The organism is Flavobacterium sp. LHD-85 (assembly GCF_030929595.1).
Classification (GTDB): domain Bacteria; phylum Bacteroidota; class Bacteroidia; order Flavobacteriales; family Flavobacteriaceae; genus Flavobacterium.
On record NZ_JAVFVR010000007.1, the window covers coordinates 101465 to 122120 of the forward strand.

The 20656-nt window shown below is 33.2% G+C and carries 20 protein-coding genes and 1 other RNA gene; 13 read left to right on the plus strand and 8 right to left on the minus strand.

The annotated features are described in order from the left end of the window. Positions 1-9 precede the first annotated feature (9 nt). The 4 genes from RB618_RS13425 to RB618_RS13440 all read left to right on the plus strand — a co-directional run bounded on the left by RB618_RS13425 (position 10) and on the right by RB618_RS13440 (position 3017). Positions 10-900 carry a Ppx/GppA phosphatase family protein gene (locus RB618_RS13425; RefSeq protein ID WP_111363603.1) on the plus strand — a complete coding sequence of 297 codons (891 nt, stop codon included), beginning with the start codon at positions 10-12 and terminating at the stop codon, positions 898-900. A 14-nt stretch (positions 901-914) separates the two neighbouring features. Further along, complete coding sequence (locus tag RB618_RS13430; protein ID WP_308069194.1) at positions 915-1487, plus strand: TMEM175 family protein; 573 nt, start codon at positions 915-917, stop codon at positions 1485-1487. A 12-nt stretch (positions 1488-1499) separates the two neighbouring features. Beyond that, complete coding sequence (locus RB618_RS13435) at positions 1500-2060, plus strand: Crp/Fnr family transcriptional regulator (protein WP_308069195.1); 561 nt, start codon at positions 1500-1502, stop codon at positions 2058-2060. Positions 2061-2438: 378 nt separating this feature from the next. After that, positions 2439-3017 carry an NAD(P)H-dependent oxidoreductase gene (locus tag RB618_RS13440; RefSeq protein WP_308069196.1) on the plus strand — a complete coding sequence of 193 codons (579 nt, stop codon included), beginning with the start codon at positions 2439-2441 and terminating at the stop codon, positions 3015-3017. 122 nt (positions 3018-3139) lie between these two features. Here RB618_RS13440 and RB618_RS13445 read toward each other — a convergent pair whose 3' ends face one another. After that, positions 3140-3766: a DNA polymerase III subunit gamma/tau gene (locus RB618_RS13445; protein ID WP_308069197.1), complete on the minus strand. Its 627-nt coding sequence runs from the start codon at positions 3764-3766 to the stop codon at positions 3140-3142. Positions 3767-3810: 44 nt separating this feature from the next. Then, positions 3811-4896 carry a DNA polymerase III subunit gamma/tau gene (dnaX, locus tag RB618_RS13450; RefSeq protein WP_308069198.1) on the minus strand — a complete coding sequence of 362 codons (1086 nt, stop codon included), beginning with the start codon at positions 4894-4896 and terminating at the stop codon, positions 3811-3813. Positions 4897-5076: 180 nt separating this feature from the next. Here dnaX and RB618_RS13455 point away from each other — a divergent pair, with 180 nt between their 5' ends. Together RB618_RS13455 and RB618_RS13460 are read left to right on the plus strand one after the other, a co-directional pair. Next, a complete protein-coding gene (locus RB618_RS13455) occupies positions 5077-5877 on the plus strand; it encodes a hypothetical protein (protein ID WP_308069199.1) in 801 nt (266 codons plus the stop codon). A gap of 14 nt (positions 5878-5891) precedes the next feature. Next, a complete protein-coding gene (locus RB618_RS13460; protein WP_308069200.1) occupies positions 5892-6287 on the plus strand; it encodes an NIPSNAP family protein in 396 nt (131 codons plus the stop codon). A gap of 232 nt (positions 6288-6519) precedes the next feature. Here RB618_RS13460 and RB618_RS13465 read toward each other — a convergent pair whose 3' ends face one another. After that, on the minus strand, positions 6520-6813 hold the full coding sequence (locus tag RB618_RS13465; RefSeq protein ID WP_308069201.1) for a hypothetical protein: 294 nt from the start codon (positions 6811-6813) through the stop codon (positions 6520-6522). A gap of 125 nt (positions 6814-6938) precedes the next feature. Between RB618_RS13465 and rnpB the strand changes: the two genes are divergently transcribed. Next, positions 6939-7272, plus strand: an RNA gene (rnpB, locus tag RB618_RS13470) — RNase P RNA component class A. Positions 7273-7302: 30 nt separating this feature from the next. Then, complete coding sequence (locus RB618_RS13475) at positions 7303-8550, plus strand: cation:dicarboxylate symporter family transporter (RefSeq protein WP_308069202.1); 1248 nt, start codon at positions 7303-7305, stop codon at positions 8548-8550. A gap of 640 nt (positions 8551-9190) precedes the next feature. On the opposite strand, the gene RB618_RS13480 is transcribed toward RB618_RS13475, so the two are convergent. Both RB618_RS13480 and RB618_RS13485 read right to left on the minus strand, forming a co-directional pair. Further along, entirely contained in the window at positions 9191-9877 is a 687-nt protein-coding gene (locus RB618_RS13480; protein ID WP_308069203.1) for a response regulator transcription factor, read from the minus strand. Positions 9878-9887: 10 nt separating this feature from the next. After that, the gene (locus RB618_RS13485) at positions 9888-11246 is read right to left on the minus strand and encodes a HAMP domain-containing sensor histidine kinase (protein WP_308069204.1); all 1359 of its coding nucleotides are present in this window, start codon (positions 11244-11246) and stop codon (positions 9888-9890) included. Positions 11247-11384: 138 nt separating this feature from the next. On the opposite strand from RB618_RS13485, the gene RB618_RS13490 reads away from it, so the two are divergent. After that, the gene (locus tag RB618_RS13490) at positions 11385-13499 is read left to right on the plus strand and encodes a TonB-dependent receptor domain-containing protein (protein WP_308069205.1); all 2115 of its coding nucleotides are present in this window, start codon (positions 11385-11387) and stop codon (positions 13497-13499) included. A gap of 131 nt (positions 13500-13630) precedes the next feature. Here RB618_RS13490 and RB618_RS13495 read toward each other — a convergent pair whose 3' ends face one another. Next, positions 13631-14236, minus strand: coding sequence for an RsmD family RNA methyltransferase (locus RB618_RS13495; protein ID WP_111377221.1), 606 nt, complete (start codon positions 14234-14236; stop codon positions 13631-13633). Further along, complete coding sequence (locus tag RB618_RS13500; RefSeq protein WP_308069206.1) at positions 14233-15054, minus strand: DUF3822 family protein; 822 nt, start codon at positions 15052-15054, stop codon at positions 14233-14235. The genes RB618_RS13495 and RB618_RS13500 overlap by 4 nt, the downstream gene beginning before the upstream one ends. Positions 15055-15401: 347 nt before the next feature. Between RB618_RS13500 and RB618_RS13505 the strand changes: the two genes are divergently transcribed. Further along, complete coding sequence (locus RB618_RS13505; RefSeq protein WP_308069207.1) at positions 15402-16811, plus strand: AAA family ATPase; 1410 nt, start codon at positions 15402-15404, stop codon at positions 16809-16811. Between the two features lie 85 nt (positions 16812-16896). Then, positions 16897-17727, plus strand: a complete 831-nt coding sequence (gene ygiD, locus RB618_RS13510; protein WP_308069208.1) for a 4,5-DOPA dioxygenase extradiol — start codon at positions 16897-16899, stop codon at positions 17725-17727. A gap of 53 nt (positions 17728-17780) precedes the next feature. Here the strand turns inward: ygiD and RB618_RS13515 are convergent, their stop codons facing one another. Further along, positions 17781-19121, minus strand: a complete 1341-nt coding sequence (locus RB618_RS13515) for a PQQ-binding-like beta-propeller repeat protein (protein ID WP_308069209.1) — start codon at positions 19119-19121, stop codon at positions 17781-17783. A 131-nt stretch (positions 19122-19252) separates the two neighbouring features. Here RB618_RS13515 and kdsB point away from each other — a divergent pair, with 131 nt between their 5' ends. After that, positions 19253-19987, plus strand: a complete 735-nt coding sequence (gene kdsB / locus RB618_RS13520) for a 3-deoxy-manno-octulosonate cytidylyltransferase (protein ID WP_308069210.1) — start codon at positions 19253-19255, stop codon at positions 19985-19987. A gap of 212 nt (positions 19988-20199) precedes the next feature. Next, entirely contained in the window at positions 20200-20619 is a 420-nt protein-coding gene (locus RB618_RS13525; RefSeq protein WP_308069211.1) for a hypothetical protein, read from the plus strand. Positions 20620-20656: the final 37 nt, after the last annotated feature.

Below are 20656 nucleotides of genomic sequence, written 5' to 3' on the forward strand. Positions count from 1 at the left end.
AAAGTGAGCATGATTAATATTAGGAAGTTTGCAGCGATAGATATCGGTTCAAATGCGATGAGGCTTTTGATCGCTAACGTTGTGGAACAAGAAGGCAAAGAACCGCAGTTTAATAAAAGTTCCCTTGTTCGTGTGCCAATTCGTTTAGGACAAGACGCCTTTACAGTTGGAGAAATTTCACCAGAAAATATAGATCGAATGGTAGATGCCATGAAAGCATTTAACCTTTTGATGAAAGTACATAAAGTAGAGCGTTATATGGCATTTGCAACTTCTGCAATGCGCGAAGCCTATAATGCCAAAGAAGTTGTGGCTTTAATTAAGAAAAAGGCTGACATAAAAATCGAAATTATCGACGGTAAAAAAGAGGCTGCAATTATAGCTTCTACAGATTTGCATCATTTAATTAAATCTGACGAAACCTATCTTTTTGTAGATGTTGGAGGTGGTAGTACAGAGTTTACCTTATTTTCTGACGGAAAAATGATTACTTCAAGATCTTTCAAAGCTGGAACCGTTCGTTTATTGAACAATATGGTTCATGATTCAGTTTGGGATGAAATCGAAAAATGGATTAAAACCAACACGGCAGATTATGATGAGGTAACACTGATTGGTTCTGGAGGAAACATCAATAAGTTGTTTAAAATGTCTGGGAAACAGCAGGAAAAACCGCTTTCGTACATTTATGTTAACTCACAGTATGCATTCTTAAATTCGTTGACTTACGAGCAGAGAATTGCCGAATTAGGTTTGAACTCCGACCGTGCCGATGTAATTATCCATGCAACTCGTATTTATCTAAATGCGATGAAATGGAGCGGTGCGCGCCAGATTTACGTTCCTAAAATCGGACTTTCTGATGGTATCGTAAAAGCAATGTATTACGGTAAAATTTAATATTATTTTTTTTAATGAATAAAGGCAGACTAGAAGCTTTTAGTGATGGCGTTTTGGCAATCATTATAACGATTATGATTTTGGAAATTAAAGCGCCGCAAGGACATGAATTTGCAGATTTAAAACCGCTTATTCCGAAGTTTTTAAGTTATATTTTGAGTTTTATCTACGTTGGAATATACTGGAATAATCATCATTATTTGCTTCATAGTTTATCAAGGGTAAACGGAAAAGTATTGTGGAGCAATTTGCACTTTTTGTTTTGGCTGTCTTTAATTCCCGTTTCTACCGCTTGGATGGGGGAGCATAATTTTGAGAAAGCTGCAATGACAATGTATGGTGTTGTGTTGCTTCTCTCGGCAATCTCTTATATTATTTTGCAATATACTATTATGTGTACCGAAGGGAGTGATTCTGCTTTGAGAAAAGCGCTTAACAAAGATTATAAAGGTAAAATCTCTTTAGTTCTATACGTTATCGGAATTGTTACGGCATTCTTTAACCAGTGGGTTTCTGGAGCAGCTTATTTTACAGTTGCCATGTTATGGCTTATTCCAGACAAAAGAATCGGAAGGATTTTTTCTTAAAATGAATAGTTTATGAAAGCTGTTTTTCAGTCCATTCAAGATTTTTCTGCAGATGAGTTAAGCCTTTTAGAGAGCTTGATTACATTTCGGACCTTAAAAAAAGGAGAACTTCTGTTGGCTGAAAATCAGGTTTGCAATGAAATAGTTTTTATAGAAAAAGGAATTCTCCGTTCCTTTTTTGTTAATCATAAAGGGGACGAAATCACCAATTGTTTTGCTTTCGAAAACGAGTTTATGGCTTCTTTTGCCAGTTTTATCACAGAAGAAAAAGCAGAAGAAAGCATTCAAGCACTTACCGATACAGAATTGCAGATTCTAGACCGAAAAGCTTTAGAAAAATTATATCAATCAGGTTTTAACTGGCAGGAAACAGGCAGAAAATTAACCGAATTAGAATTCGTAAACCTGCACAAAAGAATGGTTTCTTTTCAAAAATTATCGGGTGCAGAGCGTTACGAAGAACTTTGCCAAAATCATCAAAAGTATATTCAGTTAATTCCGCTGCAATATTTAGCTTCTTATCTAGGAATTACTCCGAGACATTTAAGCAGAATCAGAAAGGCTATTGTTTAATTTTTTTTGTTTCATCCTCCCGATGGTACAATGTCATTAAGTTAAGAGATTTTTGATTTCAGATTTGAGCTGAGAATTAAATAATAATATTCAGATATAGCCCGTAGTTTCAACCACGGGAGTACAGATTGTTTTTTTTTATTGTGTCCACGTGGTTGAAACCACTGCCTATGTGTAAAAATAGATGCAAAAAGATAACAATCGAGATAAAATGATTTAAGCAGATTTTCTTTAATATATTTATTCGTAATTAAAATTTGCGCAAATCTTCAGTCTTCAAAAATCTGCTTTATCTGCTCAATCTGCGTGAAAAATAATTTCAGGACATTTGTCCAGTAAAAGAAAATGTACTAATAGTATTTTTGAAAAAACATAAACATGAAAAAAATACTGATTATAAACGGACACCCAAATGCGGAAAGCTTCAATTTTGGAATTGCAGAATCGTATCAAAAAGGCGCCATTGCTTCAGGTACGCAAGTAGAAACCATCATAATTGCTAATTTAAATTTTAGTCCAAATCTCAAATTTGGTTATCAGAAAAGAACCGATCTAGAACCTGATTTATTAGAATCTTGGGAAAAAATAAAAAGAGCCGATCATTTAGTTTGGATTCATCCCGTTTGGTGGGGCGGACTTCCAGCGATAACAAAAGGATTTATAGATCGTTTGTTTTTGCCTGGAATGGCTTTTGAGTATCGCGAAAATTCGGTTTGGTGGGATAAATTGCTAAAAGGCAAAACAGCACACATTATCACAACCTTAGATCAGCCAAGCTGGTATTACAGATTGTTTTTCGGAAGACCTAGCGTGAATCAATTAAAGAAATCTACTTTGGAATTCTGTGGTATAAAACCAGTCAAAGTAAGTTATATCGGAATTGTAAAAGGTTCGACCGAAGAACAAAGAAAAAAATGGCTAGATAAAGTTTATAATTTCGGGCTTAAAAATAAATAGTTTTTTGTTCGCTACGACTCGAGCGATAGCAAATTGGCGGTAAATCTAATAAATTATTAGACATTATTAATAAAGGAAAAAAATTCGTGAAAATTCGAGAAATTCGTGGTTAACAAAAAAAATTAATCCTTCAAATCCAATCCAAATGTTGAACGCAAAAGCTCAATGTTTGGGTTGATTTCTAAGAAACGATTATATCTGTCTTGGTTATTATAAGTTCGTTTCGTTTCAGCCTGTTCATTTACAATTACTTCAATTGTTATATCGTGATTATGCAAATGACCTTTTAAATGCCCCAACAAACCATTCATCTGGCTTTCAAACTCTAGTTTTGATCCTTCGTTTGGAAGTTCGTAAGAAATTGTTGTTCCGTTTAGAATTGGATCGCTAATCAATAGAATCGATTCCATAATTCTAAGGCCTTTTTGTCCTAAACGTTCTGCATATTTGTTCCAATGAAGACGCATGTCGGTTTCGTTAAATTCCTCGGTAGGTAAAACAGAAGAAGGTTTAACGTACGATTTCGTGCTTGCTTCCAATTCTTTTTTCTTGCGGATACTAGCAAGAGAAAAGGCAGAAACTTTTGGAGCGCCGCTTGTATCTGCTTTTGGAACTTCTGGAGTTTGAACTTTTGGAGTTTCAGCAACTTGTTCTGGTTGAGGAATGGCAACTTTAGTTTCAGTTACAGCTTGAGAAGTTTGATTCTCGGTCGCTACAGAACTCTCAACTTTGGACTTTGGACTTTGCACTTCGACTATAGAATAGCCTCCGTTTTTAAAGTAAACAGGCGGAATTATGAATTGCTCAACTTTTTTTTTTCTCCATCAAAGTTGATAGAGGCCAATTGCATCAAACATAATTCAACTAAAAGACGTTGATTCTGACTTAATTTGTATTTTAAATCGCAGTCGTTTGCAATATCAATTCCTTTAAGTAAAAATTCCTGAGAACATTTTTGCGATTGTGTAGCATACATTTGCTGTGCTTGTTCACCAACTTCTAATAAAGTAATAGTCGAAGGTGTTTTGCTTACTAATAAATCTCTGAAATGTGAAGCCAAACCAGCAATAAAATGATGTCCATCAAAACCTTTGGCTAAGATATCATTGTATGCTAATAAAAGTTTCGGAATCTCATTTTCCAGAAGTAAATCAGTAATTGAAATATAAGTTTCGTAATCTAAAACGTTTAGGTTTTCGGTTACTGCCTGACGCGTCAAATTTGTTCCGCAGTAGGAAACTACACGGTCAAAAATAGACAAAGCATCACGCATGGCACCATCTGCTTTTTGAGCAATAATGTGCAATGCATCATCTTCAAAAACGATTCCTTGACTTTCAGCAACATCAGCCAAATGTTCTTTAGCATCTTTTACTGTAATTCTTTTGAAATCAAAAATCTGACAGCGAGATAAAATCGTTGGAAGGATTTTGTGTTTTTCTGTTGTTGCTAAAATGAAAATAGCATGTTTTGGCGGTTCTTCTAATGTTTTAAGAAAAGCATTAAAAGCGGCCGAAGACAGCATGTGGACCTCGTCAATGATATATACTTTGTATTGTCCAGTTTGTGGCGGGATTCGAACCTGATCGATAAGGTTACGAATATCATCAACCGAGTTGTTTGAAGCAGCATCTAACTCGAAAACGTTAAATGCGAAATCTTCGGTAGGATCGTCATATCCAGGCTGATTTATTTTTCTTGCCAGGATACGCGCGCAGGTTGTTTTACCAACTCCACGTGGTCCTGTAAATAAAAGAGCAGACGCTAAGTGATTGGTTTCAATAGCGTTCAACAAAGTGTTTGTAATGGCTTTTTGCCCCACAACATCCTTAAAGGTCTGCGGGCGGTATTTTCTTGCCGATACTACAAATTGTTCCATATTCTCTTTTATTCGATAGCAAATATAGAGTATAATTTAATGATTTAAAAATTTAAAAATTGAAAGATTTTTAAGTGGTTGAATTGTAGAAAGAAAAAAATATTATCTGCAACGTTTAAAGAAAAAGTAATACTTTTAATGCAAAATATTTAACAGCCTATTTATTATTAATTAGAAAATATGAACGCAAAACAAATAGTTAAATTAAGTAATATCATCGGAATTTCCTCTATACTTTTATTAGTATACTGGGTCTTTACATTTATTGTAATTGAAGTTTTCGGACTAAAGGTTTTTAGAGAAAACATGACCGAAAGCTTTTATTTAAGCATTCTCGGTATTCTTGCTCTTATGGCAGGATCTCTAATAGTGAATCTCATGTTTAATTTGACGAGAATTGCCGAAAGAAAAAATGAAGATGAAGTAAACACAAAATCAAATCGACGCAAGTTTGCTGTTCTGCTTTTAATTTTCCCGTTAATTCTAGTTATACTTTTTGGTGGTGATTATTTGACTTCTGCTAAAAAGGAAAAAATGCTGATTGATTCTGCAAAATCAATCATAGAATCAAACAAGTCAAATAGTGATAAACTTCTAAATTATACTTTTTCTAAAGCGTATATCAAGGAAACCACCGGTATTTTACGAGTTTTGTCTGAAACAGACAATAACTTTCCAAGTGTTACCTTAATAGTGAAAGATTCGATTAAGGATTCGCCTGTTTTTCTTGGTTTTAATGCCTATTATGATGAAATTTTGGAAGCAAATGATAGTATACGGCCTAAGAAAGTAAATTATATTTATAAGACAACTAAAGAAGAAAGAGCTTATTTGAATGAGGTTTTTGATAAAAACAATGATAAATTACGCTATAGTTCGAGAAAAGGAAATTATGAATTGTTTTACCCATATAAAAAGAATGGAAAAACGATCATTATCTATTTTTCTGAACAGCAGCGATATGGCAAAATAGGAAGCTGATAAATTTATAAGTTATGAAGAAGTATTTTCTACTGTTAGTTTTGCTTGCAGCATTTAGCGGAAAAGCACAAAAAACGCGAACGAGTCCAATTTATCAGTTGCGAATCTATGAGATTTTCGAAAGCAATAAAAAAATCTTTCATGAACGTTTTCGTGATCATGCCATGCGTATTATGGAGAAATACAACTTTAAAATCATTTCGATTTACGAATCAAAATCAGATAAGAAAACTGAATTTGTATATTTTTTGGAATGGCCAGACGAAACAACGATGAAAAAAGCTTGGGAAGATTTTAGAAAAGATCAGGAATGGATTGACATCAAAAAAATGTATACCCAAAAATATGGCGATGTAGTTGGTAATATCGAAGATCGGGTATTGACTAAGCTTGATTATTCTCCTAATTAAAAAAATGAGAAGAATTTATTTTTATGCCATTCCTAAGGAACGAAAAGAATTTCAGTTTCTAGGAATGACATAGGTTATTGAATACTTTTTTTGTTCTCATTTTTTTTTACTTGATTTATAAAAGATTTTTTCTTTTGAAACCGATTGTTCTAGCCCTGATGGTAGCGGCATCCTTTTGTGGCGGGGTTCGCCACAAAAGATATAGCGGACAGCAGGTTCCCGGCTCCTAAAATTATCTTCCCTTAATACTTAAATCCAATAAAAACTGCGCTGTTTCTTGATCTGAATCGGCTGAGAAACCAGCAACATAAACTCCTTTTTTGCCCGTAGTCGACTTAATTCCGTATACAACTGCCTCATCCGCTGGGTCTGACTCACCCTCGTATCGATACACATGAACAATTTCAAATTTCTCAGGATTCTTTTTAATTGCGTCTGCATTTCGATTAAAATCGCACGTAAATCCTTTTTCATTCAATTGATCTAAAGCCTTTGAAACAGTTGCGTAATGATACATTCTTTTCATGATAAACTGTATTTAAAATTATAGAATTCTAAAGATAACTATTTTAAAATTAAAAAGTTATGATAAAATTCATAAAAACTGAAATTTAAAATCATTATTGTTAGTTCTTAAATCGCTACTTTTGCAGCGCAGACCGCCTTATCGTCGTCCCGATTCATCGGGAGGGAGGAAAGTCCGGACACCATAGAGAAGCATAGCGGGTAACGCCCGTCGGTCCCGATGAAAATCGGGATTAGGACAAGTGCAGCAGAAAGTATGTACAGGTAATGCTGTAGTGAAACCAGGTAAACTCTATGCGGTGAAATACCAAGTATATCGGCATTTAAGGGCTTCTCGTCCGTTGCCGAAGGGTAGGTAGATTGAGTCCATCAGTAATGGTGGATCTAGATAAATGATAAGGTATTGTTTTGTTGCAAAATAAGACAAGAACAGAATCCGGCTTACAGGTCTGCATTTTTTATATATTTGTGAACTATCTAACTAATCCTCATGAATATTACCACTCCAAATCCTTCTTCAAAATTTAAAAAAAGCCTTTTTAGAACCATTGTAACCAATCTTACTTTTTGGGTCTTAATTGCTATTATTTCAGGCGTTTTGCTAGGACATTTTTCTCCAGAAAATGGCGTAAAAATGGAATTTCTAGGCAAGAAGTTTATTCAGCTTATTTCACTTTTTATTGGTCCAATTATTTTCTTAACCATTGTTTTGGGAATTTCGGGAATGGGAAACTTGAAAAAAGTGGGGCGCATTGGCGTTAAAGCTTTAACCTATTTTGAAGTAGTTTCAACCGTTGCTCTTGCAATTGGCGTTGCTGTAGCATATATATTTAAACCTGGAAAAATTGATAAATCGGGATTGACTTTTGGCGATGCAAGCCAATATACAAATGGCGGAGCAAAGGATTTTTCGTGGTTGCAGTTCTTCTTATCCAACTTTACATTACAGGTTTTATTGGCTGCTATTATATGCGGAATCGCGCTGAACTTTTATCAGAAAAGAGAACAGACTATTTTGGTTTTAGAGCGCTTTTCTAAAGTAGTTTTCTTTGGTTTAAAATATGTAATGTATCTCGCTCCAATTGGTGCTTTTGGCGGAATGGCTTATACAATTGGGAAATTTGGTCTTGCCACTTTGATTCCGCTTGGCAAATTGATGCTATGTGTTTATCTGACTATGGCGTTGTTTGTCTTTTTGGTTTTGGGAAGTATATTACGATATTACAAAATCAGCATTCTTTCAATTTTAAAATATATCAAAGAAGAACTTTTGCTGGTTCTCGGAACTTCATCTTCTGAAGCTGCTTTGCCAAGCATTATGGTAAAACTCGAAAGAATGGGCTGCAGTAAATCGGTTGTGGGATTGGTGATTCCGACTGGTTATTCTTTTAATTTGGACGGAACCTCTATTTACCTTTCAATGTCGGTTCTGTTTATTGCGCAGTTGTATGATGTGCATTTAAGTTTTTTCGAAATTCTAACTGTAATCGGAATTTTGATGATTACTTCTAAAGGCGCAGCAGGCGTAACTGGAAGCGGATTTATTGTTTTAGCATCAACCTTAACAGCATTGCATAAAATTCCAGTTGAAGGTTTGGCATTTCTATTGGGTGTAGATAAATTTATGAGCGAAGCTAGAGCGATTACCAATTTAATTGGAAACACAGTGGCAACCATAATAATTTCTAAAACAGAAAGAGATTTTGCAGAACTGAATCTTGATCCTTTATCAGAATGATTTTGCCACAAAGACGCTAAATCGCAAAGCTTTTGTTTTTCTTTGAGCTTAAAATTGCTCGCAAAGTCGCGGAGTCGAAAAGATTTTTTTTGAGTTGCCTCCAGCTTTAGCTGGAGTTTACGGAGAATTAAATTTTAAAGGCTTTAGCCAAACAGCTTCTAGTTTGGCTAAAGCCTTTGTCTTTCTTTAATTTGTGATCATCCAGCTAAAGCTGGACGCTATTTAAATTGAATTTTATAAATAATCTTTGCCTGCAAAGTTAAAAAAAATTAAAAAAAAATCTTTGCGATTTTGCGCCTTTGCGAGATTAAAAAACTTCGTGCCTTAGCGCCTTCGTGGCAAAAGAAAAGACTACGATTCGTCCTTCGTTGTTCGCACCAGACTAATGCCCGACATGAAAAATACGATTCCTAATATTCCGTAAATAATAAGCGATTTTATATCTCTGGTTTCTCCGGACGTGCCAGCAAAAATAACAGCTGTATAAATAAGTCCTATAATTCCGAGGATTGTAAGCAACCCGCCGAAAAATCTTTTTAGGTTCATGATTGTTAGATTTAAAAGTTCTCTAACAAAGTTAAATTTTACAAAGATAATTCCTGTTATACAATTGCTTATGCAAAATTATATGATTCGAATGCTATTTTTCTATTTTAAATTCCAATCCGATATTTCTAACGCTTTCTATTTTGATTTTTGGATCTGAATTAAAATACTTTCTAAGTCTGCTGATAAAAACATCCATGCTTCGTCCTGAGAAATAATCGTCTTTTTTCCAGATTGACATTAAAATCTGATCTCTTTTTAATAACTGATTATGATTCAAATATAAATACTCAATAAGAGATGCTTCCATTTCTGTAAGCTGCTGAACATGATTTTTATTGTTAAGAGTTAAGCGTTCGTTATCAAAAATATACGAACCAATTTCGATTATGTTATTTCCGTCTAGACTTCTTTTTTGTTCGATTCTTTTTAGGATATTCTGTAGACGAAGAACCAGTTCGTCAACCTCAAAAGGTTTTGCGATATAATCGTCTGCGCCAAGTTTTAGACCAATGATTTTATCTTCTTTTAATTTTCTCGCTGTTAGAAAAATAAAAGGAATTTCAGGATTGATATTAATAATTTTTTCTGCCAATGAAAATCCGTCCATTTTGGGCATCATAACATCAAAAATACAAATGTCAAAAACCTGGTTTTTAAAATAGTCCAAAGCAATCTCGCCGTTTTCTGCCCAGATTACTTCAAATTGATGTAGTTCTAGATACTGTTTTAAAATTGCAGCAAAATCAAAATCGTCTTCGGCTAAAAGTAATCTTTTCAAAATAAGGGAATTAAACTTTTAATAAAATAGTAAATTGGGTTCCTTTTCCTAACTCGCTAATAACGTTAACAGAGCCTTGATGTGCTTTTACAATTTGGTCAACATAATACAAACCTAAACCTAAACCTTTTGTATTATGCAGATTTCCTTGTTGCACACGATAGAACTTTTCAAAAAGAAAGGCTTGCTTGTTTTTAGCAATTCCAATTCCGTCGTCTTCAAAACTGATAGAAAATTGATTTTCTACCATTTTTGTTTTTATTGTAATAGTGTTAGATCCGTATTTTGCAGCATTTTCCAAAACATTCAAGAAAGCCGTTGTTAAATGAAATTTATCCAAAACTAGAATCGTTTTCTCAGTTTGAAAATCGGTTTTAAGATTGATTTTTGGAAACGTAATTTTAAAATCATTCACAATAGAAAGCAGAAAATCTTCGGCATCTATTTTTTCTTTTTGCAATTCAATTTCATTTTCTGCTAAAGAATTCGCCATAACCTGATCAATCAAATTTTGAAGACGGTTATTCTGGCGTGAAATTGTACTCACAATGGCGTTGAAATTTTCTTCGTTTTCACGAATGCTTTTCTGTGCCAAAATCTTTGTCGAGATCCCTAAAGTAGCCAACGGTGTTTTTAGTTCATGCGTGATATTATTGATAAAATCGGTTTTTACATCACTCACTTTTTTCTGTTTTATTAAAGCTTTTAAGGCAATGACAAAAAGCGTGATTAAAGTCAGAATTGATAATAAAGACAGAATAAGAATAAAAGTCATTCGTCTCAGAATTATCATTTCCCAATCCAGTACAGAAACATACATAGAATCTTCTGTCAGCAATTGATATTCCTGATTTTCAAAAGTTCCGTTGGTTGTTCCAACATAATTTCTAACTAAAAAAGCATGATTTAAAGACGCCAGATTTCCATACAATTTATTCTGAATAAAAGGTTTTTCCGAGAAAATCGTATCGGCTTTTTTGGCACTTTGATATAAAATAAATTTGTTGAGAACAATCGCAAAATCAATTTTAAAATTCGGCAAATCTCTTTCGAATTTTCTTTGGATTTCTCGAGTTACAGCGCTCTGGTATTCATTCTGTAAAACGCCAATCTTAATATCTAGTTTTGTGTTTTTTCCTTTTATATATCTTTCAGAAAGGCTTTTGTAAAGCGCTTCTTTTTTTGCTACAAAAGCTGAATCAATATCGCTGTAATTATTCGAAATCTGAGCAATTTCATTTTTAATCTGCGTATGAAACTGTGCCACTTTATATTCGTAGGCTGTTTTTACCAAATAACATTGCACGGTCATAAGCACAATTAGTGCAATGACAGAAAATGCGATTAATAAATTGATTCTTTGTTTCATATTCCTTCGAATTCTGTTTCAAAAATACAGTTTTTACCATACAAATGGGAGATTAACCCTGCATTAACCTACGATTAACTTTCGGAAGTCGGTTTTCAAAGCATTTTTGCAGCAACACTAATCAATTTAAATTTTAAAATGAATCTTTACCAGCCATTAAAACTTCTAATAGCACTTTTACTTTTTTGTCTTTCATTTATTGCTAATGCACAGAATGAAACACCAAAAGATTCTACTTCAAATCAATTAGATGAAATCGTTGTCACGCAGGAGAAAAAGACATTTACAAACTCAAACGGAAACATAAAAGTTGACGTTGCCAATTCGGTTTACAGCACAATTCCAAATCCAGTCGATTTGCTTTCAAAATTGCCATCGGTTCAAGTAAGTACTGATCGAGAAAGTATTTCGATTGTCGGAAAAGGAAATCCGCTCATTTACATTGACGGGCAAAAAGGAACGATAACCGATTTGAATGCTTTAAGTGTCGCCGATATAAAGACAATTGAGATTATAAAGAATCCATCTTCTAAATATGAAGCCGAAGGGCGTGCGGTGATTTTAATTACCAGAAAACTAAGTAAAAAGGACAGTGTTAGAACTGAAATTTCTGAAGTGGCATCTTTCAAAAAAAACTATAACAACTATTTAGGCTTTAATTCCAATTTTAAAAAAGGAAAATTAGAATGGAAAGCCAATTTTAATTACAATAGATTAAATCCTTGGGAAAAGCATACTTTAGATTATGAAATTCCAAAAGCTTCCATTGTTTCCAATTATGATGTAATGGCAAATACGCATCGCAATCAATACATTTTTGGAGGCGGAATGTTTTACAAAATAAAGGAGGAGGATTATTTCTCCATTAATGTAAATGGAAAGCTTCAGAATGATACTTTCGACATTAACACTTTTACTTTTAACCAAAATCAGGATCAAGTAAACAATGTTTTCACGCTGAGCGATAATTCGAGTAAAAAGGATTTTGTAAATGCATTTGTGAATTATTCAAAAAGAATAAAATCGATAGACACACAGCTTTTTGCTGGTTTCCAGTATTCTAATTTTAATCAGCATTTAGAAAGTTTAGTGGCCAATAATTATAATGAAACCGATTTTGAATTGTCGCAAAATCGTGATCAGAAATTTAATGTTGATGTTTTTTCTGGAAGAATCGATTTGGAGAAAAAGTTTAAGAATGAAATGAATCTGGAATATGGTGCATTGTATCTAAAGGCAAAATCAGTATCAAACGCAGACATTTTTGATTTTGAGAAAAACTCTAACGAAATTTCAGATTATGATTTTAAAGAAGAAAACCTAGCGGCTTATATCCAGTTTTCGGGAAAGCTGAAAAAAGTAGACTTTTCATTCGGACTAAGGGCCGAAAATACCAATGTATACGCAAAATTTAGAACGCAAGTTTCGCCTTCTATTGATAAAAATTATACCAATTTGTTTCCGAAAGCCAATATTGCTTTTTCTATTGACAGTACAAAAAGCATTATTCTAGATTATGCAAAAAGTATTGTGAGACCTAAGTATTCTTCATTAAGCCAAATAGCAACTTATATAAATCCATATTTTTTGTACGGAAGCAGTATAAATTTGGGTCCGGCATTTGTAGACGAAATTTCGAGTTCCTTTCAATATTTGGATAAAACTTTAAAATTTAGTTATTATCAAACTAAAGATGTTGTAAATCCGACTTTTGTATTTAATGAAGAAACAAATGTTCTGATGATTACCGATATTAATTTTAAGCGAGAAAGCGGTTTTACAATAGATTTGACGCTTCCATTTACCTATAAGTTCTGGACAGCAACAAATTCTCTCATTTTTGCAAAAAGTAAGACTGAAGATGACGCAGCTTTATTGCATCCATCAAAACCTTATTTATATTATTATTCCAACAATACGTTTAAATTGCCTAAGGAATTTGCTTTTGTTCTTTCTTTCTGGGGAATGACGAAACAAAACGATGGAATTTTTGAACGAAAAGCCAATTTTATAGTCGATTTGTCGCTGGCAAAAACATTTGGCAAAAACTGGAGCTGTACTTTAAATTACAATGATATTTTTAAAGCCACGACTTATACTGATGCCTTTAGCATTAATAACATAAATTCAAAGTTTAAATATTGGGTTGATGCAAATGAGATTTCTGTTGCAATTCGTTATTCTTTCGGAAAGATAAAAGATTCAGAATACAAAGAAAAAAGCGTCAATGAAAACGAAAACAGAATCAGATAAGGTTTAAAATTCCAAAAAATAAAAATTCCAAATTCCAATCCTGATATGTCAGGGAAAAATTGGAATTTGGAATTTGAGATTTCAATTTTAAAATTTGGTATTTGGAATTTTAAAATTTGGATTTTTTTAATTTATCCTTCATCTTCTTCAGTTTCTTTTTTAGAAACATCGTGTGGTAATTCTTCGTCATCATCTGTAGAATTTAGTTCGAAGAAACTAAAAAACGAACCGCCGTAACTTTTCTGGAAAGAAAAATTAATCATGTGGTCTAGTTTTGTATATTTTGAATGCTCGATAATCATCATGCCGTCTTCTTCCAATAAATCTCTTTCAAAAACGGTTAAAACAATTTTCTCAAAAGTTGCTTGGTCTAACCCGTAAGGCGGGTCTGCGAAAATAATATCGTAAGTGGTTTTAGAATTTTCTAAGAATTTAAAAACATCACTTTTAGTTGCAGCAATATCAAAATCATATTCTGATGAAACTTGTTTGATAAATTTAACGCATCCAAAATCGCCATCTACAGAAGTAATTGGTGCGCTTCCGCGTGAAGCGAATTCATAGCTTATGTTTCCAGTTCCCGAAAAAAGATCTAAAACCTTTAAACTGTCAAAACTAAAATGATTATTCAAAACATTAAACAATGCTTCTTTACTCATATCAGTCGTTGGTCTTACAGGTAGATTTTTTGGCGGAAAAATTCTGCGTCCTTTGTATTTTCCTGAAATGATTCTCATGATTGAAATAAGATATAATGTTTTTGATTTTGAGCGGTTGTAAAGCTGTTTCTTTCTTTTAGGTTTGAGACATCCATGAAAGAAATATGGCGCACGTATTTGTAAGCTATGGCATAAAATGGATCGTTTTCTGAAATTGTTCCTAATAATTCTAATTTAAAACTTTCCGGATTCATGCTCATTTGCTCTGCCGTAAATAAAATATAGTAGATAAAATCTTCTGGGGTATTGTATTCAAATGAATTAAACAGCAAAAGTTTTTGATTCTGCACGACGATAATCTCGAAATTTCCTGAATTGAAGTTGACAATCATTTTTTTGTCGTCGTTATTTCTTGAGCTATCTAAGATTTTTTCAACCAAAATACTATTGGCGTGTTTAGAATTAAAAGAACCTACATTATCAATCAGAAAATTGTTGATATTTACATACGGAATATAAACGGAATTCATTTGATAATTAGGGATTTGGTCAAAAGTAAAGTGATCTGTTTCAAATACTTTTGTAGTATATTGCAGATAACTTCCTAAATAATTCTCATCAAATAAAGCAGTTGGAACAAAAGTCGAAAGATTATTATTGTGAATAACCATTACCTCGTCGTAAGTTTCTTTTAATTCAGGATTAGTCTTGAAAGCGTTGCTGAATAAATCTTCAATTCGAGCTGTTTTACTAGTGGTGTCAAACTTTATTTCTTTGAAAGAAGTGATGATATTATTTAAAGTGTCAAAACAGCAAAATGAAAATCCAGTCAGGGAAACCTGAATAGAAAGTTTTTTGTAATTTTTTGAAGTAATGTTAGTATTTTGTAATGACATAGTTGATTTACAATTCGTTACCTGTTTTAAATCAAGAAAGAATTTAAGCGACCACAAACTTACAAATAAAAAAAATAACAATGTCAATTTCAATATCAATGAAAAGGACTTAAACAATATGCAATTTCAAAATTTAATATTGCAAAAAAGTTAGCAGAATGTTATCATTTTGTTTATTGTCAGTTATTTATGAGTATAATTAAAATTTAAGTTTAGAGATTGTTTTTAATTTTCATATTAAACTTGATTTTGTCATTGAAATTGATTTTTGCTGTTGCAATTGCAATTGCAATTGAATTTTGTCATTGCCATTAAAAAGAACGACCTTTGTATTTCAATATTACTTTATGAATTCTGCACAGTTTTACGGTACTTTACAAAAACGATTTCCTTTTGCTCCAACTTACAAACAGGATATTTTTTTTCAGAAAATTGCAATTTTCCTAACCGAACCCCAAAACGACACTATTTTTGTTTTGAAGGGATATGCAGGAACGGGAAAAACTACCGTTATTTCTACTATCGTAAATAATCTTAGCGATATTAATAAAAAGTACGTTTTGCTTGCCCCAACAGGGCGTGCGGCAAAAGTAATTGCCAATTATTCTAATAATCCAGCATTTACAATTCATAAAAAAATATATTTTCCGAAGAAATCATCGGGCGGAGGAGTCGCTTTTACCAAACAAGTCAACAAACACAAAAATACCATTTTTATCGTCGATGAGGCTTCGATGATTTCCGATAGCACATTAGACAGCAGTTCACTTCTAGATGACTTGATTAATTATGTGTATTCGGGGCAAAACTGCAAAATGATTCTTTTGGGAGATACGGCTCAGCTGCCTCCAGTAAATTTAGATATCAGTCCTGCGCTTGATATTCAGACTTTGGGTATTCATTATGATAAAGAAATCGAGCATATCGAGTTGGACGAAGTAATGCGTCAGGAAGAAAGCTCAGGAATTTTGTACAATGCTACAGAATTGCGTGAATTGCTGAAAGAGAGTTTTATAACCGAATTCAAATTCAATGTAAAGAAATTTAAAGACATTGTTCGTCTGACAGACGGTTACGATATTCAAGATGCGATTAACACGGCATACAGTAATTATAGCATTGAAGATACCGCTTTTATTGTTCGTTCTAATAAACGTGCCAATCAGTACAATGAGCAAATCAGAAGCCGTATCTTATTTAAAGAAAGCGAACTTTCGGTTGGTGATTTCTTGATGGTGGTTAAGAATAATTACTTCTGGCTGAAAGAAACTGATGAAGCTGGATTTATTGCCAACGGAGATATTATTGAAGTTTTGGAACTTTTCGGAATCAAAGAATTGTACGGATTTAAGTTTGCGAAAGTAAAAATCAGAATGGTCGATTATCCAGAGCAGAAGCCTTTTGAAACGGTTTTGATTTTAGATACTTTAACAAGCGAATCACCTTCTTTAACGTACGAAGAATCGAATCGTTTGTATGAAGAGGTGATGAAAGATTATGAAGACGAACCGACTAAATACAAGAGATTCCAAAAGGTAAAAGAAAACGAATATTTTAATGGACTTCAAGTTAAATTTTCATACGCTATAACCTGCCATAAATCGCAAGGTGGACAGTGGAATACGGTATTTATCGAACAGCCATTTTTGCCAAACGGCATTGATACTGATTATATTAGATGGTTGTACACCGCTATGACACGTGCCAAAAATAAGTTATATTTGATAGGATTTAAAGACGAGAGTTTTGAGGAATAAAAACACTAATTTCACGAATTAGCACGAATTCTTTTCGATTTAGATTTGTGTAAATTTGTGTAATTCGTGTTTAAATACTTTTACAATGACAACACTAAACGACTTACATTCGATTTCATCAACGTTTTCGAACACAGATAAAATGCCAGTTCTGTTTCTAGGACACGGTAGCCCAATGAATGCTATTGAAGAAAATCAGTTTGTGACTGGTTTTCGCAATCTGGCCAAAACACTGCCACAGCCTAATGCTATTTTATGTGTTTCTGCACATTGGTTTACAAAAGGAACAAAAGTGACTTCTATGGAAATGCCAAGAACCATTCATGATTTTGGAGGTTTCCCGCAAGCGCTTTTTGATGTTCAATATCCGGCAAAAGGTAGTCCTGAATTAGCAGTTGAAACGCAGAAGATTTTAGATCCTGTTATGGTTGAATTAGACGAGCATTGGGGTTTAGATCATGGCGCTTGGAGCGTAATTAAACATTTATATCCAAATGCAGATGTTCCGGTAATTCAATTAAGCATCGATTATACCAAATCGGGACAATATCATTTCGATTTGGCTCAAAAACTGCAGGCACTTCGTTATAAAGGCGTTTTAATTATTGGAAGCGGTAATATTGTCCACAATCTAAGAATGGTTGATTTTAGAAATTTTGATAAAGACAATTACGGTTACGATTGGGCAATTGAAGCACGAGAAACAGTAAATAATTATTTGCTGGATGGAAATTTTCAGCCTTTAATAGATTTCGAAAAAATGAATAAAGCTGTTCAATTGGCGGTTCCAACACCAGAACATTATCTTCCGTTATTATATACTTTAGGGCTAAAAGATAAAACAGACGATTTAAGTTTGTTTAATGATAAATTGTTGGCAGGGTCATTAAGTATGACTTCGGTAAAACTTATGTAATAATCTTTGCGAATCTCTGTGTTATAATTTTTTCAGAGAGATTTGCAAAGGGATTATTTTTCTTTTTTCAAATTATAAGCATAAAGATAGCCATCTGCACTTCCATAAAAAATAACATTATTGCTGATGAATGGAGAAGAAAGAATTGAACCTAATTTGTAAAACTCATCCATTACTTTTTGATTTTCGGCATAAATGGACAAGTCGGCTTTTTTGGCTGCGAATCCAAAATCTAAAAGATTGTTGTTTAGAATGCTTCCAGCAAATTTATTTCTATTTTCTGTTGGAATTATATGCGATTCTTTACCATCAGAAAGCAGATTTAAGTCAAAGAAATTCCCTGAAAAATCTCCAAAATATATTGTGTTTCCAGCAATTGCTGGCGAAGAATAAACATATCCGTTTCCTTTAAATCTATATTTTTCTTTTCCTGTTTTGGCGTCCAATGCTAATAGGGCATATGTGTCTGAAGTTCCAACATAAACTGTATTATCTTTGATAACAGCAGAACTTAAAATCCATGAATTTTCGGCATTATATTTCCAGATTAATTTTCCTGTTTCGATATCAAGCGCAAAGAAATACGGATCTCTTGCACCAAAATAAACGATACCGTCAGATATAGTTGCAGAAGCTTGAATTCCAGTGAAACCTGTTTTGATTTCAGTAGAAAATTTCCATTTCTCTTTGCCAGTTTTACAATCCAAAGCATAAAAAACACCGTCCCATCCGCCAAAATAAACTATGTTTTTTTCTAAAATAGGAGTGCTGTGTATGGCAGCTTTGGTCTGGAAATTCCATTTCAGAGTTCCATTTTTAGCGTCAACAGCGTACAGATTCCCGTCACTGCTTCCAAAAATTGCCAAAGCCGATTTATTATCTAAATAAATAACGGGTGTTGAAAGATAAAAGTCCCATAAATCGGCCATGAGTAAATCGTTGGGTTTCATGCCCCACATTCCAACTTCGCTATACCAATGTTCGCCTTTGGTTTTAAAACGCCAAATTTCTTTACCTGTTTTAGCATTTACAGCATAATAATGGCCATCAAAGCTTCCGAAATAAACAATGTTATTGTAAATACTTGCGGAACTGTGAACAGCTCCATTGGTTTTAAATTTCCATTTTAAGCTTCCAGATTTTTCATCGACAGCATAAAAATAACCATCTTCGCTGCCAATACAGGCGATTCCGTTTTGTACAATTGGAGATGAAAAGATTTTGCCTTCAGTCTTAAATTTCCATTTTAAATCTTGCAAAGGCTGATATCCTTTTCCTGAAAAAAATCGATTAGAAAATGGATTTAAGGCATTTGAATTTTCAGTTTGTGAGAAAGCATTCGAACTTAGAATTAAAAAGAAATAGAGCAGAAGTGAAGTAAAGTTTCTTTTCATGTTTTTCTTATAAAAGTAAAAAATCTATAAGAGATTAAAATGCAGTGCTTTAATAAATATGTTATAAATATATTTTTGAAAGCTCTTGGTGTATAGTATATTTGTTAGACTCTTTAAAATTGAATAATCAAATGAAAATAATAGCTGTAATTCCGGCGCGATATGCTTCAACTCGTTTCCCTGCCAAATTGATGCAGGATTTGGGAGGCAAAACAGTAATTCTAAGAACTTATGAAGCAGCAGTTTCGACAAAGCTGTTTGATGATGTTTTTGTAGTAACCGATTCTGACTTGATTTTTGATGAAATTGTTTCTAATGGCGGAAAGGCGATTATGAGCATCAAAGAACACGAATCTGGAAGCGACCGAATTGCTGAAGCAGTTGCAAATCTAGACGTTGATATTGTGGTAAATGTGCAAGGTGACGAACCTTTTACAGAAGCAGAGCCTTTGGCGCAGGTTTTATCTGTTTTTAAAAATGATCCAGATAAAAAAATAGATTTGGCTTCGCTAATGCGTGAAATTACAAATGAAGACGAAATCAATAATCCGAATAATGTTAAAGTGGTTGTAGATCAATCACAGTTTGCATTGTATTTTTCAAGATCTGTAATTCCATATCCTAGAGAGAAAAATGTTGGAGTAAGATATTTTCAGCATATCGGAATCTATGCTTTTAGAAAACAAGCATTATTAGACTTTTACAGCCTTCCAATGAAATCTTTAGAAGCTTCTGAGAAGTTAGAGCAATTGCGTTATTTAGAGTTTGGAAAACGTATCAAAATGGTTGAAACAACTCACGTTGGAATTGGAATTGATACGGCTGAGGATTTGGAAAGAGCGAGAGCGATGTTAAGAGATATTTAATTACTCATAGTCTGAACGCGGATTAAACAGATTCGCTTTCGCGAAGACGCTGATTTAAACGGATTTTTTATACTTGCAAAGTTGTTATCCTGAGGAACGAAGGATCATACTTGTAAATCGACAACGGTTGCATAATGATATGATAAAGGATTTAAAAAATGCAAGGGCAATTTTGCTTCTAAAAAAAATATTAATTACTTTAATTCTGTAAAATGACTTCTATAATTTCAATATTAATTCCGTTTTTATCTGCTATTTTTGGGGGTTATATTACTTTTTATTTTGCTTCTAAATCTAAAAAAGAAGATGCAATAATTAAATTCAGAGAAGAAAAATATGCTAATCTTTTAATTCTTCTAAAAGGTTTTGTTGGAGAAACAGCTAATTATCAAACTAAATTAGATTTTTTTGATGAACAATATAGATCTTGGATTTATTCATCAGACGAAGTTGTTATTGCACTCAATGAATTAGTGCAGTTAATAATTGATCAGGATGGTAAAGCGCCTGATGTTGATAAAGGGAGGAAAGCTATAGGGAAGATTGTTTTGGCAATGAGAAAAGATTTGTTGAAAAACACTTCACTAATAGAAAAAGATTTTAGATATACTGATGTGAGAGTTAATACATAATTTTATAATCTTTCATAATTCTCTATACAAAAAAAAA

Excerpts from the sequence above, each read along its gene's own strand:
- RB618_RS13425 (WP_111363603.1), top strand. The coding sequence starts at position 10 with ATGATTAATATTAGGAAGTTTGCAGCGATAGATATCGGTTCAAATGCG.
- RB618_RS13430 (WP_308069194.1), top strand. The coding sequence starts at position 915 with ATGAATAAAGGCAGACTAGAAGCTTTTAGTGATGGCGTTTTGGCAATC.
- RB618_RS13435 (WP_308069195.1), top strand. The coding sequence starts at position 1,500 with ATGAAAGCTGTTTTTCAGTCCATTCAAGATTTTTCTGCAGATGAGTTA.
- RB618_RS13440 (WP_308069196.1), top strand. The coding sequence starts at position 2,439 with ATGAAAAAAATACTGATTATAAACGGACACCCAAATGCGGAAAGCTTC.
- dnaX (WP_308069198.1), bottom strand. The coding sequence starts at position 4,896 with ATGGAACAATTTGTAGTATCGGCAAGAAAATACCGCCCGCAGACCTTT.
- RB618_RS13455 (WP_308069199.1), top strand. The coding sequence starts at position 5,077 with ATGAACGCAAAACAAATAGTTAAATTAAGTAATATCATCGGAATTTCC.
- RB618_RS13460 (WP_308069200.1), top strand. The coding sequence starts at position 5,892 with ATGAAGAAGTATTTTCTACTGTTAGTTTTGCTTGCAGCATTTAGCGGA.
- RB618_RS13465 (WP_308069201.1), bottom strand. The coding sequence starts at position 6,813 with ATGAAAAGAATGTATCATTACGCAACTGTTTCAAAGGCTTTAGATCAA.
- RB618_RS13475 (WP_308069202.1), top strand. The coding sequence starts at position 7,303 with ATGAATATTACCACTCCAAATCCTTCTTCAAAATTTAAAAAAAGCCTT.
- RB618_RS13485 (WP_308069204.1), bottom strand. The coding sequence starts at position 11,246 with ATGAAACAAAGAATCAATTTATTAATCGCATTTTCTGTCATTGCACTA.
- RB618_RS13490 (WP_308069205.1), top strand. The coding sequence starts at position 11,385 with ATGAATCTTTACCAGCCATTAAAACTTCTAATAGCACTTTTACTTTTT.
- RB618_RS13495 (WP_111377221.1), bottom strand. The coding sequence starts at position 14,236 with ATGAGAATCATTTCAGGAAAATACAAAGGACGCAGAATTTTTCCGCCA.
- RB618_RS13500 (WP_308069206.1), bottom strand. The coding sequence starts at position 15,054 with ATGTCATTACAAAATACTAACATTACTTCAAAAAATTACAAAAAACTT.
- RB618_RS13505 (WP_308069207.1), top strand. The coding sequence starts at position 15,402 with ATGAATTCTGCACAGTTTTACGGTACTTTACAAAAACGATTTCCTTTT.
- ygiD (WP_308069208.1), top strand. The coding sequence starts at position 16,897 with ATGACAACACTAAACGACTTACATTCGATTTCATCAACGTTTTCGAAC.
- RB618_RS13515 (WP_308069209.1), bottom strand. The coding sequence starts at position 19,121 with ATGAAAAGAAACTTTACTTCACTTCTGCTCTATTTCTTTTTAATTCTA.
- kdsB (WP_308069210.1), top strand. The coding sequence starts at position 19,253 with ATGAAAATAATAGCTGTAATTCCGGCGCGATATGCTTCAACTCGTTTC.
- RB618_RS13525 (WP_308069211.1), top strand. The coding sequence starts at position 20,200 with ATGACTTCTATAATTTCAATATTAATTCCGTTTTTATCTGCTATTTTT.